At 61.9% G+C, this 14,184-nt stretch carries 21 protein-coding genes and 1 other RNA gene; 8 read left to right on the top strand and 14 right to left on the bottom strand.

Going from position 1 to position 14,184, the window contains the following annotated elements; genetic code table 11:
- Positions 1-234: 234 nt before the first annotated feature.
- Positions 235-879, bottom strand: coding sequence for a TetR/AcrR family transcriptional regulator (locus AB6802_RS27850; RefSeq protein ID WP_371013420.1), 645 nt, complete (start codon positions 877-879; stop codon positions 235-237).
- Positions 880-990: 111 nt separating this feature from the next.
- Here AB6802_RS27850 and AB6802_RS27845 point away from each other — a divergent pair, with 111 nt between their 5' ends.
- Together AB6802_RS27845 and AB6802_RS27840 are read left to right on the top strand one after the other, a co-directional pair.
- Positions 991-1,824, top strand: coding sequence for an NAD(P)H-binding protein (locus AB6802_RS27845; protein ID WP_371013419.1), 834 nt, complete (start codon positions 991-993; stop codon positions 1,822-1,824).
- 1 nt (position 1,825) lies between these two features.
- The gene (locus AB6802_RS27840; protein ID WP_371013418.1) at positions 1,826-2,302 is read left to right on the top strand and encodes a DUF1772 domain-containing protein; all 477 of its coding nucleotides are present in this window, start codon (positions 1,826-1,828) and stop codon (positions 2,300-2,302) included.
- A 30-nt stretch (positions 2,303-2,332) separates the two neighbouring features.
- Here AB6802_RS27840 and AB6802_RS27835 read toward each other — a convergent pair whose 3' ends face one another.
- The 4 genes from AB6802_RS27835 to AB6802_RS27820 all read right to left on the bottom strand — a co-directional run bounded on the left by AB6802_RS27835 (position 2,333) and on the right by AB6802_RS27820 (position 4,767).
- A complete protein-coding gene (locus AB6802_RS27835) occupies positions 2,333-2,644 on the bottom strand; it encodes a SelT/SelW/SelH family protein (protein WP_371013417.1) in 312 nt (103 codons plus the stop codon).
- Entirely contained in the window at positions 2,641-3,390 is a 750-nt protein-coding gene (locus AB6802_RS27830) for an RDD family protein (RefSeq protein WP_371013416.1), read from the bottom strand. Before AB6802_RS27830 ends, AB6802_RS27835 begins: the two co-directional genes overlap by 4 nt.
- Positions 3,391-3,484: 94 nt before the next feature.
- Positions 3,485-4,234: a YebC/PmpR family DNA-binding transcriptional regulator gene (locus AB6802_RS27825; protein ID WP_371013415.1), complete on the bottom strand. Its 750-nt coding sequence runs from the start codon at positions 4,232-4,234 to the stop codon at positions 3,485-3,487.
- A 209-nt stretch (positions 4,235-4,443) separates the two neighbouring features.
- Complete coding sequence (locus AB6802_RS27820; protein ID WP_371013414.1) at positions 4,444-4,767, bottom strand: ArsR/SmtB family transcription factor; 324 nt, start codon at positions 4,765-4,767, stop codon at positions 4,444-4,446.
- 52 nt (positions 4,768-4,819) lie between these two features.
- On the opposite strand from AB6802_RS27820, the gene AB6802_RS27815 reads away from it, so the two are divergent.
- Positions 4,820-5,302, top strand: coding sequence for an SRPBCC domain-containing protein (locus tag AB6802_RS27815; protein WP_371013413.1), 483 nt, complete (start codon positions 4,820-4,822; stop codon positions 5,300-5,302).
- Positions 5,303-5,347: 45 nt separating this feature from the next.
- Here AB6802_RS27815 and AB6802_RS27810 read toward each other — a convergent pair whose 3' ends face one another.
- The 6 genes from AB6802_RS27810 to AB6802_RS27785 all read right to left on the bottom strand — a co-directional run bounded on the left by AB6802_RS27810 (position 5,348) and on the right by AB6802_RS27785 (position 8,903).
- Positions 5,348-6,115: a TerC family protein gene (locus AB6802_RS27810; protein ID WP_371013412.1), complete on the bottom strand. Its 768-nt coding sequence runs from the start codon at positions 6,113-6,115 to the stop codon at positions 5,348-5,350.
- Between the two features lie 68 nt (positions 6,116-6,183).
- Complete coding sequence (locus tag AB6802_RS27805; protein ID WP_371013411.1) at positions 6,184-7,008, bottom strand: YmdB family metallophosphoesterase; 825 nt, start codon at positions 7,006-7,008, stop codon at positions 6,184-6,186.
- On the bottom strand, positions 7,005-7,346 hold the full coding sequence (locus AB6802_RS27800; protein ID WP_371013410.1) for a helix-turn-helix domain-containing protein: 342 nt from the start codon (positions 7,344-7,346) through the stop codon (positions 7,005-7,007). The genes AB6802_RS27805 and AB6802_RS27800 overlap by 4 nt, the downstream gene beginning before the upstream one ends.
- 303 nt (positions 7,347-7,649) lie before the next feature.
- Positions 7,650-8,231 (bottom strand): 5-formyltetrahydrofolate cyclo-ligase, encoded by a 582-nt coding sequence (locus AB6802_RS27795; protein WP_371013409.1) that lies wholly within the window; start codon positions 8,229-8,231, stop codon positions 7,650-7,652.
- A gap of 82 nt (positions 8,232-8,313) precedes the next feature.
- Positions 8,314-8,469, bottom strand: a non-coding RNA gene (gene ssrS, locus AB6802_RS27790) — 6S RNA.
- Between the two features lie 110 nt (positions 8,470-8,579).
- Positions 8,580-8,903 carry a DUF4345 domain-containing protein gene (locus tag AB6802_RS27785; protein WP_371013408.1) on the bottom strand — a complete coding sequence of 108 codons (324 nt, stop codon included), beginning with the start codon at positions 8,901-8,903 and terminating at the stop codon, positions 8,580-8,582.
- Positions 8,904-9,052: 149 nt separating this feature from the next.
- Between AB6802_RS27785 and AB6802_RS27780 the strand changes: the two genes are divergently transcribed.
- From AB6802_RS27780 to msrB, 5 genes are all read left to right on the top strand, one after another.
- Positions 9,053-9,892, top strand: a complete 840-nt coding sequence (locus tag AB6802_RS27780; protein ID WP_371013407.1) for an AAA family ATPase — start codon at positions 9,053-9,055, stop codon at positions 9,890-9,892.
- 78 nt (positions 9,893-9,970) lie between these two features.
- On the top strand, positions 9,971-10,417 hold the full coding sequence (locus AB6802_RS27775) for an N-acetyltransferase family protein (protein WP_371013406.1): 447 nt from the start codon (positions 9,971-9,973) through the stop codon (positions 10,415-10,417).
- A gap of 6 nt (positions 10,418-10,423) precedes the next feature.
- Positions 10,424-11,614: a VWA domain-containing protein gene (locus AB6802_RS27770; protein WP_371013405.1), complete on the top strand. Its 1,191-nt coding sequence runs from the start codon at positions 10,424-10,426 to the stop codon at positions 11,612-11,614.
- A gap of 21 nt (positions 11,615-11,635) precedes the next feature.
- Entirely contained in the window at positions 11,636-12,433 is a 798-nt protein-coding gene (locus AB6802_RS27765; protein ID WP_371013404.1) for an MBL fold metallo-hydrolase, read from the top strand.
- A 100-nt stretch (positions 12,434-12,533) separates the two neighbouring features.
- Positions 12,534-12,938 (top strand): peptide-methionine (R)-S-oxide reductase MsrB, encoded by a 405-nt coding sequence (gene msrB, locus AB6802_RS27760; RefSeq protein WP_371013403.1) that lies wholly within the window; start codon positions 12,534-12,536, stop codon positions 12,936-12,938.
- Positions 12,939-13,053: 115 nt separating this feature from the next.
- Here the strand turns inward: msrB and AB6802_RS27755 are convergent, their stop codons facing one another.
- Genes AB6802_RS27755 through AB6802_RS27745 form a run of 3 tightly spaced genes read right to left on the bottom strand, consistent with a single transcriptional unit; the run spans position 13,054 to position 14,079 of the window.
- The gene (locus tag AB6802_RS27755; RefSeq protein ID WP_371013402.1) at positions 13,054-13,353 is read right to left on the bottom strand and encodes a hypothetical protein; all 300 of its coding nucleotides are present in this window, start codon (positions 13,351-13,353) and stop codon (positions 13,054-13,056) included.
- A complete protein-coding gene (locus AB6802_RS27750; protein WP_371013401.1) occupies positions 13,350-13,796 on the bottom strand; it encodes a hypothetical protein in 447 nt (148 codons plus the stop codon). The genes AB6802_RS27755 and AB6802_RS27750 overlap by 4 nt, the downstream gene beginning before the upstream one ends.
- Positions 13,797-13,818: 22 nt before the next feature.
- The gene (locus AB6802_RS27745; protein WP_027166762.1) at positions 13,819-14,079 is read right to left on the bottom strand and encodes a DUF2312 domain-containing protein; all 261 of its coding nucleotides are present in this window, start codon (positions 14,077-14,079) and stop codon (positions 13,819-13,821) included.
- Positions 14,080-14,184 lie beyond the last annotated feature (105 nt).

Genomic DNA, 14,184 nt, shown 5'->3' with positions numbered 1-14,184 from the left:
CAACGGCCGGGTGGCCACCCGGCCGTTGGCGTCTCTTACGAGACGACCACTTCATACAACATCGCTTATGCAAGGTGCCCGAAGGGCGGATGAGGGGCAGCGCCAGCCCCGGCGATTGGGCGAAATTCGGTGACAGTGCATTTTTAGAGGAACGCCAATATCACAAGGCCGGCGCTGCCCCAACCTGCCTGCCGGCATCCTCTCCCCATATAGTGACGCGAAGAGGGGCGCTCTCTACCCGTCCCCCAGCTCCCTCAACGCCATGCGCTTATAGGCCGCGACCAGCCGATCGCCTTCCTCGCGGTCGACAGAGATCGCCAGCCGCATTGCTGCTTCGCCCATCTGCCAGACGAGCAGCGCCGTCGCCTCCAGCTCGGCCGGATCGGCCTTGGGCCTCAGACGCTTCAGCGCCGCGACAAGAAATTCAGCGTTGGCCCGGCTGTCGGCAAGCTCCAGTTCGCGTAGCGCTTTGTCGGCCTGGGTCCCTGACCAGATATCCCGCATCACCGGCTCGGCCAGGAACAGCCCGTAGTAGATGTCGACCAGCCCGGAAAATGCCTGCCGCAGGCCTTCGGCGTCGCCGACATCCTTGAGCGCGGCGGCGATGCAAGCCTGGCCTTCGGCCGTGCGGCGCTCGGCCAGGGCCCAGACGATCGCCCGCTTGTCTGGAAAGAACTGGTAGAGAGAGCCAATCGAGACGCCCGCCCTCTCGGCCACCTCCCCCATGCGCATGGCATCGCTGCCCTGCTCGGCAATCAAGGCCGAGGCGGCGGCAAGCATGCGCTCGACCCGCTCGCGGCTGCGCTGCTGGCTCGGCGCCCGGCGCGGCGCGGCGACGGCTCCATCCTGTTCCGCCTTCGCGGCGATCCTGCCTTCCATAGCCTTCTCCGGAAAAGAATCTCGAAAACCTCGCTTGACTCACAAAATACGAGGGTTTATCACATTTTGCAAATGTGAGGACTTCTCATGTTTATGAACGAGGAAACCGAGATGACTGACATCACCCGCAAACCGATTCTGATCTTGGGCGGCACCGGTAAGACAGGGCGCCGTCTGGCCAACCGACTGACCACTCGCAACATTGACGTCCGCATTGGCTCCCGCGCGGGCACGCCGTCCTTCGACTGGCTCGATAGGAGCACCTGGGATGCGGCGCTGGACGGCGCTGGTGCCGTCTACATCAGCTACTATCCTGACATTGCGGTGCCGGGCGCCGCTGAAACGGTCGAGGCGTTCGCCGGGCTTGCCGTCGCGCGCGGCATCAAGCGGCTGGTGCTGCTCTCCGGCCGCGGCGAGACCGAGGCGCAGCGCGCCGAGGAGATGGTCAAGGCCTCGGGCGCCGACTGGACGATCCTGCGCTGCTCATGGTTTTCGCAGAATTTCAGCGAGGGCTTCCTCGTCGAAAACATTATCGAAGGCGAAGTCGCGCTGCCGGTCGGCAATGTCGGCGAGCCTTTCGTCGACGTCGACGACATCGCCGATGTCGCCGAAGCCGTGCTGACCAGGCCCGGCCATATCGGCCAGCTCTATGAACTCACCGGTCCCAGGCTGCTGAGTTTTGCCGAGGCCGTCGCCGAGATCGGCAAGGCCGCCGGCCGCGACATAAGCTACCGGCAGATCTCGCATGCCGAATTCACGTCGGCAGTAGCGACCCACAATTTGCCGCCGGAAATCGCCTGGCTGCTCAACGAACTCTTCACCGAGGTGCTCGACGGCCGCAACGAGACGCTGACCGACGGCGTGCAGCGCGCGCTCGGCCGCCAGCCCAGGGACTTTTCCGCCTACGCAACCGAAACCGCCGCTAGCGGCATCTGGAGTGACTGAGATGACCAAGCTTCTTCCCACCCTGACCTTCATTGCCGCGATTGGCTCCGGCGTCGTCGGCGGTGTCTTCTTCGCCTTCTCCAATTTCGTCATGGCCGCACTTGCCCGGCTGCCCGTCCCTGCGGGCATCGCCGCCATGAATTCGATCAGCATCACGGTGATCACGCCGACCTTCATGACGGCGCTGTTCGGCACCGGCCTCATCTGCCTGGTGCTGATCGCCGCCGCTCTCCTGGGCTGGAGCCAGTCTGGCACTTATTGGCTGCTTGCCGGCGCCGTGCTCTATTTTATCGGCAATCCGATCGTGACCATGGTGTTCAACGTGCCGCTCAACGATGCCTTGGCCGCCGTCGATCCCGCCAGCGCCAACGGTGCTGCCGTCTGGACGAACTATCTGAGCGAATGGGTGATGTGGAACCACGTCCGCACCGTCACCGCCATCGTGGCGATGGGCTGCTTCATCATGGCGCTGATCTGAAGGTCGCCCGGCTCACGCAAGGACCCGGCCTCAGGCCGGGTCCCTTGTCCTATGGCCTTTGCGGTCCGAATGACCAAGATCGCGATCCGGATCGATGACGTCGCGGACCAGTTGCTTGAGCTTCGCAGCATCCGGAAAGCCGCCTTCGCGCTTGCGGTCCCAGACAAGCACGTCATTGCAGGAAATTGTGAAGCTGCCGCCGGTGCCCGGCACCAGCGTCACTTCGCCGAGATCCGTGCCGAAGGTGGACAAGAGCTCCTGCGCCATCCAGCCGGCCCGCAGCAGCCATTGGCACTGCGTGCAATAGCTGATGACGATCCGGGGTTTCTGAAGAAGGCTCATTTGTATTTCTCGCGGGTGCGGACGGTTGTGCCGGCTATCCGATCATGGATCGGCTCAAGGCCCAACGCTATCGAAATTCCGATCCAGAGCGGCCAGATCAAAGCCAAGGTAGTAACGACTTCCAGCCAGGAATAGCTCGGCGCAGGTGTTGGAACGCTTCCCCAGGTCTCAAAGGCAGACCAGGCTCCCGTCAGTACGAGGGGGATAGCGCCGAGAAACTTGATAAGCTGTCGACGAAACGCCTTTTGCAAGGGCAAGCCTCTCCTTTGCCAGTTATCCCTGTCATAAACGACGAGCACCAAAGCCCGCTTGCCGACTGATCGGCCAAAGACCGTCTCCATGACAAGAAGATAGATCGCCAGAACGGATAACTGGAGGAAACCCTGATCCAATGCCGTAAGTTGAAACGTTTCCTCCGAACCACTTTTGATTAAAACCGTCTCGGACTTTGCAAGCTGGGCCATCTTCGCTTTTTCGACCGCCCGATCGGCAACTGGAAAGTCGGAGTTATACGATTTGCACACTTGCCAACGTTCGGGTAACAGACCGCCGTCCACCTTGCCCGACCTGCATATTTCTACGAAGTGATCCCCACCGCCGGCCGCTAGCAACAGGCCAGCAACCAGAAAATAGAGGGGTATGATCAAGATAAGGTAGTCGACGGCCAAAGCGAGGAACCGACGCCATATGCCACCCCGGCGAGGCCAGGCCATCGCAGTGGCAACCTCAATCCTGTCGCCAGTCATCTCCCCTCCCCGTCGATAACTCGTTGAGCTATACGTTGGGCGGGGAGTCGTTGACTATGGTGTTCCTCTACACTTCGGCGTGACGGTCAGAAACTTACGCCGCGCTGAGCTTGGCCATGGTCTCGTCGTCGACCTCGAAATTGGCGTAGACGCTCTGCACGTCGTCATCGTCCTCGAGCGTGGCGACCAGCTTCATCAGCGACTGCGCGCGTTCTTCGTCGACAGGAACGTTGTTCTGCGGCTGCCAGATCGGCTTCACGGACTCCGCTTCTCCGAGCGCGGATTCGAGCGACTTCGACACTTCGCCCATGCTCTCGAAGCTGCAATAGATGGTGTGGCCTTCCTCGTCGGACTCGACGTCATCGGCGCCGGCCTCGATCGCGGCTTCCATCACCTTGTCGGCGCTGCCGGCGGCGGCCGGATAGTAGATCTCGCCGACGCGGTTCCACATGAACGACACCGAGCCGGTTTCGCCGAGCGCCCCGCCGGCCTTGGTGAAAGCGGCTCGCACATTGGAGGCCGAACGGTTGCGGTTGTCGGTCAGCGCCTCGACGATCAGCGCCACGCCGCCCGGGCCGTAGCCTTCATAGCGCACCGCTTCGTAGTTCTCGGCATCGCCCATCGACGCCTTGTTGATGGCGCGCTGGATGTTGTCCTTCGGCATCGACACCGCCTTGGCATTCTGCACGGCAAGGCGCAGGCGCGGGTTCATCGATACGTCGGGCGTCCCGCTCTTGGCGGCGACGGTGATTTCGCGCGCCAGCTTGGAAAACATCTTCGACCGCACCGCGTCCTGGCGGCCCTTGCGGTGCATGATGTTCTTGAACTGTGAATGGCCAGCCATGGCACCCCTGTCGTGTTCGGCTAGAGCACCCGAGGCAAAGTGATTTCCCTTCGCCGGCCGGACGCTCGAATTCAAATTTTCAGAACGTCCCAGATTGCCTGCGAAGGCACACGGCGCTCTTTGTCGGAATGGCCGGCTTATAGATAAATTGGCTCAATTCGTCCAGCCGCGCCGTACAGCGAAGCTCTACACCTGCCTGCGCAGCCAACTCACCCCTCGAGGTCGGACTTGAGCCGGTCGAGGATGCTGGTCGCATGGCCGGCATATTGGCTGATCCAGCGATCGTGGATCTGCTTGATCGGCAAGGCATTGAGATGGTTCCAGCGCTCGCGCCCCTCGCGCCTGGCCACGACCAGATCGGCATCTTCCAGCACCTTGAGATGCATCATCACCGTGCAGCGGTCCATGTCGGGAAACGCCTCGCAAAGCGTGCCCGTGGTCCGCGGTTGATCCTTCAGGAGATCCAGCAATTCGCGCCGGCGCGAATGCGCCAAGGCCTTGAAAACATGATCGTCCGCGGTTTGGCTTGACATGTTATGTTTCTATAACATATTGTATTGACGATCAAGATAAGGAGCTGTGGATATGTCCCTTGGATTCAAGATTTCCGGACGCATCGGCAAACCGGTCGCCGAGGTCTTCGACGCGGTCGTCAACCCGACCAAGCTCAGCGGCTATTTCACCACCATCGGCGGGGCGTCCGCTCCGCTGGTCGCCGGCACCACCGTCACCTGGTGGAAGGCAGTGCCGGTCGAGGTCGACGAGGTGATCGCCGACAAGCGCATTGTCATGCGTTGGGATGGCAGCGGCCCAGACGTCAGACCGCCCTACAAGACCAGGATCGAGATGAATTTCGAGCCGCTCGACGATGGCGGCACCTTCGTCACCATCGTCGAGACGGGCTGGTATGAGGACGAGGCAGGCCGCAAGTCGTCCTACGGCAATTGCGAAGGCTGGTCGCACATGCTGGCCTGCATGAAGGCCTATCTCGAATACGGCATCAATTTGCGCGAGGGATTCTATCCCAGCGAAATGCGTGGTGAATTGCCGACTTCAGAGCGCAAATGAGAGTAGCGGGAGAGCTGAAACTCTCCCGCAAGGTCCTGCCGGCGGTCAATGCCCGCTGCCGGACCTCTGCTTCTTCCGGCTCCGCGCCAGCATGTTGAGGCCCTCGACCAGCGCCGAAAAGCCCATGGCGGCGTAAATGTAGCCCTTGGGCACATGGTAGCCCATGCCGTCGGCGATCAGCGTCATGCCGATCATCAAAAGGAAGCCCAGCGCCAGCATGACGATCGAGGGGTTCCTGGCGATGAAATTGGCGAGCGGGCCAGCCGCCAGCATCATCACGCTCACCGCCACGATCACCGCGATATACATGATAGCGATCTCGTCGGTCATGCCGACGGCGGTGATGATGGAATCGATCGAGAAGACGAGGTCGAGCAACAGGATCTGGAAGATCGCGCCGGCCAGGCTCATCTGCAGCGTACCGCCGACGATCGAATCCTGATGGTCCTCCGGATCGACTGTGTGATGGATTTCCTTCGTCGCTTTCCAGACCAGGAAGAGGCCGCCGGCGATCAGGATCAGGTCGCGCCAGGAGAATCCGTGCCCGAACGCGGTGAACACCGGCGTCGTCAGCTGCACGATGATGGAGATGGTGGCGAGCAGCACCAGCCGCATGATCAGCGCCGCCGAAATGCCCAGCCGGCGCGCGCGGGCCCGCTGCGCTTCCGGCAATTTGTTGGTCAGGATCGAGATGAAGATCAGATTGTCGATGCCGAGCACGATCTCGAGCACCACAAGGGTCAAAAGCGCGACCCACGCTGTTGGATCGGAAATAAAATGAAAATGCGGCGCCAGGAATTCTATAACCTGCATGGAGGTCGTCCCCTACGATCTAGAGCAGTGTCGCCGGCAGTTAGGTACTAAAAACCTCTATATCAACGTCAGGACCAGAAAGACGGCGCCGTTTCTTCAAGCCGTGGCCCGCGACGAAACGGCGCGATCTTCTCCGCAAGTCCGGTTAGGTCGGATATGGTGACGCCGACGCCACACAGCGTCGCCGGCCCGTTTGCCGCCTCGAAACGTCCTTTCGGCACTTTCGACAGAAAACGGTTGAGCGGCTCTTCCTTGTCCATGCCGAGCGAGGAATCATAATCGCCGCACATGCCGGCGTCCGAAATATAGCCGGTGCCGCCATTGAGGATATGGTGATCGGCGGTCGGCTGGTGCGTGTGCGTGCCGACGACCAGGCTGGCGCGGCCGTCGACGAAATGCGCGAAGCACATCTTTTCCGAAGTCGCCTCGGCATGGAAATCGAAGACCACGGCATCGGCCTGCTCGCCAAGCGGACAGGCGGCAAGCTCGCGCTCGCCGGCCTGGAACGGGTCGTCAAGCTCGGGATGCATGAAGACGCGGCCCATGACGTTGGCGACCAGCACCCGCGCGCCGTTCCTGGCGATATAGACGCCGGAGCCGCGCCCCGGCGTGCCCTTGGGAAAATTGGAAGGGCGCAGGAAACGCTCCTCGCGCGGGGCGAAGATCAATGCCTCGCGCTGATCCCAGACATGGTTGCCGGTGGTGACGACATCGGCGCCGGCGGCGAGCGTCTCGCGAAAAATCTCTTCAGTGATGCCGAAACCACCGGCGGCGTTCTCGCCATTGACGACGACGAAATCGAGCTTGAAGTCCGAAATCAGTCCGGGCAGCTGTTCCCACACCGCCGTGCGCCCTGTCTTGCCAACCATGTCGCCGAGGAAAAGAAGTCTCATGCGGCGCTACGCGTACCGAGCGCCCGCGACACCGTGTCCGGCTCCTTGGCGATAACCTGCAAATAGGCCTGCGCAGCCTGGTCCGGCTCTGTTCTTCCCTGCTCCCAGTCTCTCAGCGTACCGAGCGGAATGCGATAGCGGACGGAAAACTCCTCCTGTGTGAGGTGCAAAGCGCTGCGTATCACTTTGACCCGCGCAACAGGCGCCATATCCGACCGATCCGTGCGGATCGGAGGATTGTCCTTGTCCGCCAAGGCGCCACCTTCCGCATCTGAGTCGCTCATGTCGCGCAGGCGATCCCAATCAGTCTCGGTTTCAGTCCCTGCGTGCTTGGTCATATGCTTTCTACTCATGGCGCGCCGCCTTCCTGGCGGAGATCAGTCTTATTCGGTCGTCGCGCTCGGTGTAAACCACCGTCAGCGCACCCCATTGACGATGCCGAGGCCAATAAACCGCTCTTCCTCGTAATTCATCGAGCGATCGGAATAGTGCAACGCGTGGATGTCGTCGAACAGCGCCTGGCATCGGAAAATGCCACACCATGCTTGGCAAGATTGCCCGCTGCTTTCTCGTCATCCCACTCGAATTCAAGCATGCAGACCTACTGGAATTCAGTAGTATCGATCAGACGGGCATGAACGTCAAGCTATGAACCGGCGCAGCCCGCTCTCGGTCAATATTTCCGAAACGATGACGTCATGGTCCTCTTCCGGCACGCGCTCGACTTCCTGGCAATCGAAGGCGATGCCGATCAGCCTGGGAGTGATGCCCTTGGCGGCGAGTTTGGCGATCGCCCGGTCGTAGTAGCCGGCGCCGTAGCCTATCCGATGGCCGCGCGCGTCGAAGGCGGCAAGCGGCACCAGCATCATGGTCGGATCGAGCACTTCCGCTTCTTCATGCGGACCGACCGTGCCGAACCCCATCTCGACCATCGGCGCGCCGCGCACCAGTTCGCGAAAGACGATCGTGGTCTTGTCGAGGATCGCCGGCAGGCAGAGCCTGGCGCCTTTCTCGCGCAACGCGAACATCATGGGCCGGACATCGACCTCGGAGCGCATGGGCCAGAAGCCGGAGACGATCTGGCCGGGCTCGAGCGCGATCTTCTCTTTCGCGGTTTCGGCCATTTCAAGCGCGATCTCCACGCGCCAGAATTCGTCCAGCGCATCGCGTCGCGCCAGCGCTTCCTTGCGAAGCTGTTTTTTCAGGTCTTTGGAAGAGGTCATGCCGTGACGCTAGAAAAGGCTGGATTTGGATGGCGTTGCAGAAGCGACGTTTTCTAGCGCGAGTCTCTCGAAATCGAGACAGTGACGATCCACACAACCGGTGGAAAGGTCGATCCCGGGTGCCTACAAAGTAGGTGGGCGCCGTGTGAGAAAACCCACGGGTCTTCCCAGGGACAGCTCCCTAAGGATCGTTAAGGCCCCGGGGAAAAGTGTTTCCTGCCGGGAAGCGCAGACCGCCGAGCTCAATATAGGCCGATGGCCGGCTAAGCGCCAGAGAGGCAGGCATTTTCAGCCGCTTTATTCGCGACACGTGCCTGCCACCAGACCAATGCCGGCACTGCCACGAGTTCAACGCAGAGGCCGGCGATGTGACCCCGCGAGGGTACGCCGGTTGTGAATAGCGAGAGCAGCGAAGGTGCATGCCGCCAAAAGGCGGAACCGCTCCGTCTTTGTCTCGATGCCGGGCACGCAGCTGTACCAGGCGATGCCGACGGCCAGGAAAAGCCCGGACAGGAAGCGGAAGTGGCTGTCGAGATCGATCGGCCGGGGCGGGACTGTATGCAGGAACTCCGGACCGGATGCGATACCCTCGATGCCGACCACGACCGGTGTCGCCGCCAGCACCGCGACGACGAGCTGCAGTGCCGTTTTGCCTGATATCTCGTCTTTCACGCTGTTGTCCTTTCGGCCCGCCATGCGGCCTTTGCTGCAGCAACGGATATTTTCGGGTCCAGGTTTCAAGCCCGTTCGTCGCGGCCGGCGCGCCCTTGCACAGGCCGGACAGCATCCTTACGGTCGCGATCGACGAATAAGGAGCAAGAATGCGTTTCGAAGGCACGGCGGCCTATGTCGCCGATAAGGATCTGATGGTCGCGGTGAACGCCGCGATCGCGCTGGAGCGGCCCTTGCTGGTCAAGGGCGAGCCGGGCACCGGCAAGACCGAGCTTGCCCGCCAGGTTGCGGCGGCGCTTGGCCTCGACCTCATCGAATGGCACGTCAAGTCGACGACACGGGCGCAGCAAGGCCTCTATGAGTATGATGCCGTCTCGCGGCTGCGCGACAGCCAGCTCGGCGACGACCGCTTCAGCGACATCAGCAACTACATCAAGCGCGGCAAGCTATGGGACGCCTTCGCCGCCTCGAAAAAGGTCGTGCTTCTGATCGACGAGATCGACAAGGCCGACATCGAATTCCCCAACGACCTGCTGCAGGAACTCGACCGCATGGAGTTCTTCGTCTACGAAACCGGCGAGACGATCCGTGCCGCCGTCCGGCCGATCGTCATCATCACCTCGAACAACGAGAAGGAACTGCCCGACGCTTTCCTGCGCCGTTGCTTCTTCCACTATATCCGCTTCCCCGACATCGACACGCTGCACCGCATCGTCGACGTGCACTATCCCGGCATCAAGCAGAATCTGGTGCGGGCAGCACTCACCCAGTTCTACGAGATCCGCGAGGTGCCGGGGTTGAAGAAGAAGCCATCGACCTCCGAAGCTTTGGACTGGATCCGCCTGCTGATGTCTGACGACATCGCACCGGAAGATTTGCGCGCCGACCCGAAGAACGCGCTGCCCAAGCTGCATGGCGCGCTGCTCAAGAACGAACAGGACGTGCATCTGTTCGAGCGGCTGGCGTTCATGGCAAGGCGGCAGCAATAGCGCTTCCCCGGCTGTGGACTGTTGCGGCCAGCCGGCCAGAAAGGCAGCTTCGGCCAGAACCCCTTCGGAGGAGATGAAATGTCTGAGATTATTGTCCGTCCGCTCGCGCCGTCCGACCACGCCGACTGGAAGCGTCTATGGACCGACTACCTCACCTTCTACGAGACCAAGCTGCCGGAAGAGGTCTACGCCGTGACCTGGAAGCGGCTGTTCACGACCGGCGAGTTCGAGCCGAAGGGTTTCATTGCCACGCTCGACGGCAAGGCCGTCGGCCTCACCCACTATCTCTACCACCGCTCAGGCTGGTCCGAGAAAAACAACTGCTACCTGCAGGACCTGTTCGCCGACCCCGATGTCCGCGGCAAAGGTGTCGGCGCGGCTCTGATCAAGGCGGTGCAGGACGAAGCCGGCAAGATCGGCGTCAAGAACGTCTACTGGATGACGCATGAGACCAACGCCACGGCGCGCAAACTCTACGACCATGTCGCGCGCCGCACGGGTTTCATCGAGTATGATCTGTTGTAGAGACTGATGTTCATTCCTTTCTTCCTCGAACTGAAGGCCGCGCGGGTTCCCGTTTCGCTCAGGGAATATCTGTCGCTGCTGGAGGGGCTGGAAGCCGGGCTGGTCGACTACGACGTCGAGGGTTTTTACTATCTCGCCCGAGCCGCCCTGGTGAAGGACGAGCGCCATATCGACCGCTTCGACCAGGTGTTCGCGCATGTCTTCAAGGGCGTCGAGGCACTCGGCGGACCGGAGGCGGTCGATGTCGCCAACATCCCGGAAGAATGGCTCCGCCGCCTCGCCGAAAAGCATTTGACCGAGGAAGAGAAAAAGCTGGTCGAGGCTCTCGGCGGTTTCGACAAGCTGATGGAAACTCTGAAGCAGCGGCTGGAGGAGCAAAAGGGCCGCCACCAGGGCGGCTCGAAATGGATCGGCACCGGCGGCACGTCGCCCTTCGGCGCCTATGGCTACAATCCCGAAGGCGTGCGCATCGGCCAGCACGAGAGCCGTAACCGCCGCGCGGTGAAAGTCTGGGACAAGCGCGAGTTCAGGAATTTCGACGACGCGGTCGAGCTTGGCACCCGCAACATCAAGGTGGCGCTGAAACGGTTGCGCCGCTGGGTGCGCGAGGGTGCTGAGGAAGAATTCGACCTGCCGGGCACCATCCATGCCACCGCCGAGCGCGGTTATCTCGACGTCAAGACCAGGCCCGAGCGACGCAACGCCGTAAAACTCCTGATGTTCTTCGACGTCGGCGGCTCGATGGACGACCACATCAAAAGCGTCGAGGAGTTGTTCTCGGCCGCCCGTGCCGAATTCCGCCAGCTTGAATATTTCTACTTCCACAACTGCCTCTACGAGCGCGTGTGGAAGGACAATCGCCGTCGCCTGGCCGAGACGGCCCCGACCTTCGACCTCATCCACAAATACGGACCGGACTATAAGGTGATCGTGGTCGGCGACGCGGCGATGAGCCCCCACGAGATCATGCATCCCGGCGGCTCGGTCGAGCACTGGAATCCCGAGGCCGGCAATGTCTGGCTGGCCAGGCTGTTGCAGCAATGGCCGAACGCGATCTGGCTGAACCCGGAAGCCGAGAAGAACTGGCGCTACACGCACTCGACCCAATTGATCGGCGAGATTTTCGGCGGCCGCATGTTTCCGCTTACGCTGGCCGGGCTGGAAGGCGCGACGAAGCAGCTGTCGAGGAAGCACTGAACTGCATCGAAAGGGAATTCGTTGACCTGTTTCCATTGCGTGCAATGCGGCGTCCAGTTTGCCGCAACAGAAACACCGCCGGGCAATTGCCCGATCTGTGAGGACGAGCGTCAATTCGTGCGCTGGGAGGGCCAGGCCTGGATCACGCCTGACGAGCTCGCCGCCACGCATGGGCTGGTGATGCAAGATGATGCCGGCGTGCTTGGCTTCGGCATCGAGCCACGCTTCGCCATCGGCCAGCGCGCGCAGCTGGTGCAGACGCCGCACGGCAACGTTCTGTGGGATTGCATTCCGATGGTGACCGACGAGGCCGTGGCGGAAATCAACCGCCGCGGCGGCCTGGCGGCCATTGCCATCTCGCACTGCCATTTCTATTCGGCGATGGCGGAATGGAGCGACGCGTTTGGCGGCGTGCCGATCTACCTCCACGCCGACGACCGCCAATGGATCATGCGGCCACATCCGTCGATCGTCAGCTGGCAAGGCGAGACGCTTGCCATAAATCCATCGCTTACCCTGATCCGCTGCGGCGGCCATTTTGCCGGCAGCCAGGTGCTGCATTGGGCGCGTGACGGCGGTAACGCCATCCTGACCGGCGACACGGTGCAGGTGACCCCGACCCGCCGCCATGTCAGCTTCATGTATAGCTATCCGAACCAGATACCGCTCAACGCGGCCGCCGTGCGCCGCATCGCGGCAGCACTCGAGCCCTTCGACTTCGACGACATCCGAGGCGCATGGTGGGACCTGAACATCATCGGCGACGCGAGAACGGCCTTCGATGCATCGGTCGCCCGCTATCTCGCGGCCATCGCGTGACAGTCGATCGAAAATGCAGGAAAATCGCGTAACAAATGCCTATGTTGGTGCGAATATCCGGTTGAAACCAATAACGAGCCGCCAAGGCTGAGGAGATCCAATGGACACCCACACCTATCCTGTCACCCGCACCGACGCCGAATGGCGCGCCCGGCTGACGCCGGAGCAGTATGCCGTCATGCGCAATCACGGCACCGAGCGCCCCGGCAGCTGCGCCCTGCTTTACGAGAAGCGCGCCGGCACTTTCTATTGCGCCGGTTGCGACCAGCCGCTGTTCGAATCCAAGCTCAAGTTCGAAAGCGGCACCGGCTGGCCGAGCTTCAACGATCCGGTCCCGGGTTCGATCGAGAACACCGTCGACCGCAGCTACGGCATGGTCCGCACCGAATGCCACTGCTCGCGCTGCGGCAGCCATCTCGGCCATGTCTTCGAGGACGGCCCGCCGCCCACCGGCCTGCGCTACTGCATCAACGGCGTGGCGCTGCGCTTCGAGCCGACGGCCTGAACCATCATCGCGGATTTCAAGGAAAGGGCGGCTTCGGCCGTCCTTTTTCATAGGAGCAATGCCAGGAAAAGTGTGACGCGGTTTTCCGTCAGGAATTGCTCGATGGAAAAGTTTCTCAAGCGACGACAGTCGCGATCAACCAGAGCGCCGAGCCCAGCATGATCGCCTGGGCCTTGAGGCCGCCGGCCTTCTCCGCCGTCCGCCAGACGGCAATGGTGAGGAAGATGTTGTAGGGCACCGGCAGGAAGTGCACCGCGAGCACCAGCCAGAGCGGCAGCTTCAGCCCCAACAGGATTAGAGCGAGCGCCGACGAGGCGATGCTGAGCAAGGTGCCGACAAGCAGCATGTCGCGCCAGAACAGCCGGTCGAGCGGCGCCTCGCCTCGCCAGCGCGCGTGGAAAAAGTCCGCTGTCACGGGCGATCCTGCCCTATAACCGCACTCGCCGCTTCTTCGATACGGGAGCATTCCGTCACCAGCCAGTCGGTCATGGCCGGCCAGTTGTCTTCGGCATAGCAGTTAACATGCCACAGCGAATTGATGCCAAGGCCTTGCGCGCTCTGCTCCGGCTTCAGCTTCAGCCTCGCTTCGATCGCCGGCTGGAACGGCTTCAGCCGCGACCAGGACTGCGTGGCGCCGAATTTTTCATTGCGGCCGAAAAAGACGCCGACATGGTTTTGCGCCGGCGCGACATACATGGAAAGCACCAGGGCGAAGTCAGGCATTCCACGTTGCCAGAACCAGGGACCACGGCGCGCCAGCCTGGCTCTTTCTTCAGGATGCCGTTCGGCGAACAGCGTCCAGAAGCCGCGATGGCGGAACTCCGAGGCACGGCGGCCGCCGAAGTCGAACTCACTCATGGCCGGCTTCCGGCCATGAGGGTTACACCATGCCGAGCGCGGCCTTGTAGAGATCGAGGATGGTCTCCTCCTCCTGGCGCTCGGCCTGATCCTTCTTGCGCAGCCGCACGATGGTGCGGACCGCCTTGGTGTCGAAACCCGTGCCCTTGGCCTCGGCGTAGACGTCCTTGATGTCGTCGGAAATCGTCTTCTTTTCTTCCTCGAGGCGCTCGATGCGCTCGATGATGGCGCGCAGCTGGCCGGCGGCTACAGTCTGGCTGGTCTCGGTGATCTCGTCGGCCATTTCTTCTCTCCGCGTCTACTGGGGGCAAGGCGATTCCCGCCGTGCCAAATTGGAGCGGGTTCCCTGCCCGAGCGGGCGCGGCGGGTCAAGCCACTATCGGTCGGC

The sequence above is a fragment of the Mesorhizobium sp. RCC_202 genome (assembly GCF_041355295.1).
GTDB lineage: Bacteria > Pseudomonadota > Alphaproteobacteria > Rhizobiales > Rhizobiaceae > Mesorhizobium.
This window is presented reverse-complemented; position numbering and strand designations above follow the sequence as displayed.

Excerpts from the sequence above, each read along its gene's own strand:
- AB6802_RS27750 (WP_371013401.1), bottom strand. The coding sequence starts at position 13,796 with ATGAGTGAGTTCGACTTCGGCGGCCGCCGTGCCTCGGAGTTCCGCCAT.
- AB6802_RS27780 (WP_371013407.1), top strand. The coding sequence starts at position 9,053 with ATGCGTTTCGAAGGCACGGCGGCCTATGTCGCCGATAAGGATCTGATG.
- AB6802_RS27830 (WP_371013416.1), bottom strand. The coding sequence starts at position 3,390 with ATGACTGGCGACAGGATTGAGGTTGCCACTGCGATGGCCTGGCCTCGC.
- AB6802_RS27745 (WP_027166762.1), bottom strand. The coding sequence starts at position 14,079 with ATGGCCGACGAGATCACCGAGACCAGCCAGACTGTAGCCGCCGGCCAG.
- AB6802_RS27805 (WP_371013411.1), bottom strand. The coding sequence starts at position 7,008 with ATGAGACTTCTTTTCCTCGGCGACATGGTTGGCAAGACAGGGCGCACG.
- AB6802_RS27795 (WP_371013409.1), bottom strand. The coding sequence starts at position 8,231 with ATGACCTCTTCCAAAGACCTGAAAAAACAGCTTCGCAAGGAAGCGCTG.
- AB6802_RS27835 (WP_371013417.1), bottom strand. The coding sequence starts at position 2,644 with ATGAGCCTTCTTCAGAAACCCCGGATCGTCATCAGCTATTGCACGCAG.
- AB6802_RS27775 (WP_371013406.1), top strand. The coding sequence starts at position 9,971 with ATGTCTGAGATTATTGTCCGTCCGCTCGCGCCGTCCGACCACGCCGAC.
- AB6802_RS27845 (WP_371013419.1), top strand. The coding sequence starts at position 991 with ATGACTGACATCACCCGCAAACCGATTCTGATCTTGGGCGGCACCGGT.
- msrB (WP_371013403.1), top strand. The coding sequence starts at position 12,534 with ATGGACACCCACACCTATCCTGTCACCCGCACCGACGCCGAATGGCGC.
- AB6802_RS27850 (WP_371013420.1), bottom strand. The coding sequence starts at position 879 with ATGGAAGGCAGGATCGCCGCGAAGGCGGAACAGGATGGAGCCGTCGCC.
- AB6802_RS27815 (WP_371013413.1), top strand. The coding sequence starts at position 4,820 with ATGTCCCTTGGATTCAAGATTTCCGGACGCATCGGCAAACCGGTCGCC.
- AB6802_RS27840 (WP_371013418.1), top strand. The coding sequence starts at position 1,826 with ATGACCAAGCTTCTTCCCACCCTGACCTTCATTGCCGCGATTGGCTCC.
- AB6802_RS27825 (WP_371013415.1), bottom strand. The coding sequence starts at position 4,234 with ATGGCTGGCCATTCACAGTTCAAGAACATCATGCACCGCAAGGGCCGC.
- AB6802_RS27800 (WP_371013410.1), bottom strand. The coding sequence starts at position 7,346 with ATGACCAAGCACGCAGGGACTGAAACCGAGACTGATTGGGATCGCCTG.
- AB6802_RS27810 (WP_371013412.1), bottom strand. The coding sequence starts at position 6,115 with ATGCAGGTTATAGAATTCCTGGCGCCGCATTTTCATTTTATTTCCGAT.
- AB6802_RS27770 (WP_371013405.1), top strand. The coding sequence starts at position 10,424 with ATGTTCATTCCTTTCTTCCTCGAACTGAAGGCCGCGCGGGTTCCCGTT.
- AB6802_RS27820 (WP_371013414.1), bottom strand. The coding sequence starts at position 4,767 with ATGTCAAGCCAAACCGCGGACGATCATGTTTTCAAGGCCTTGGCGCAT.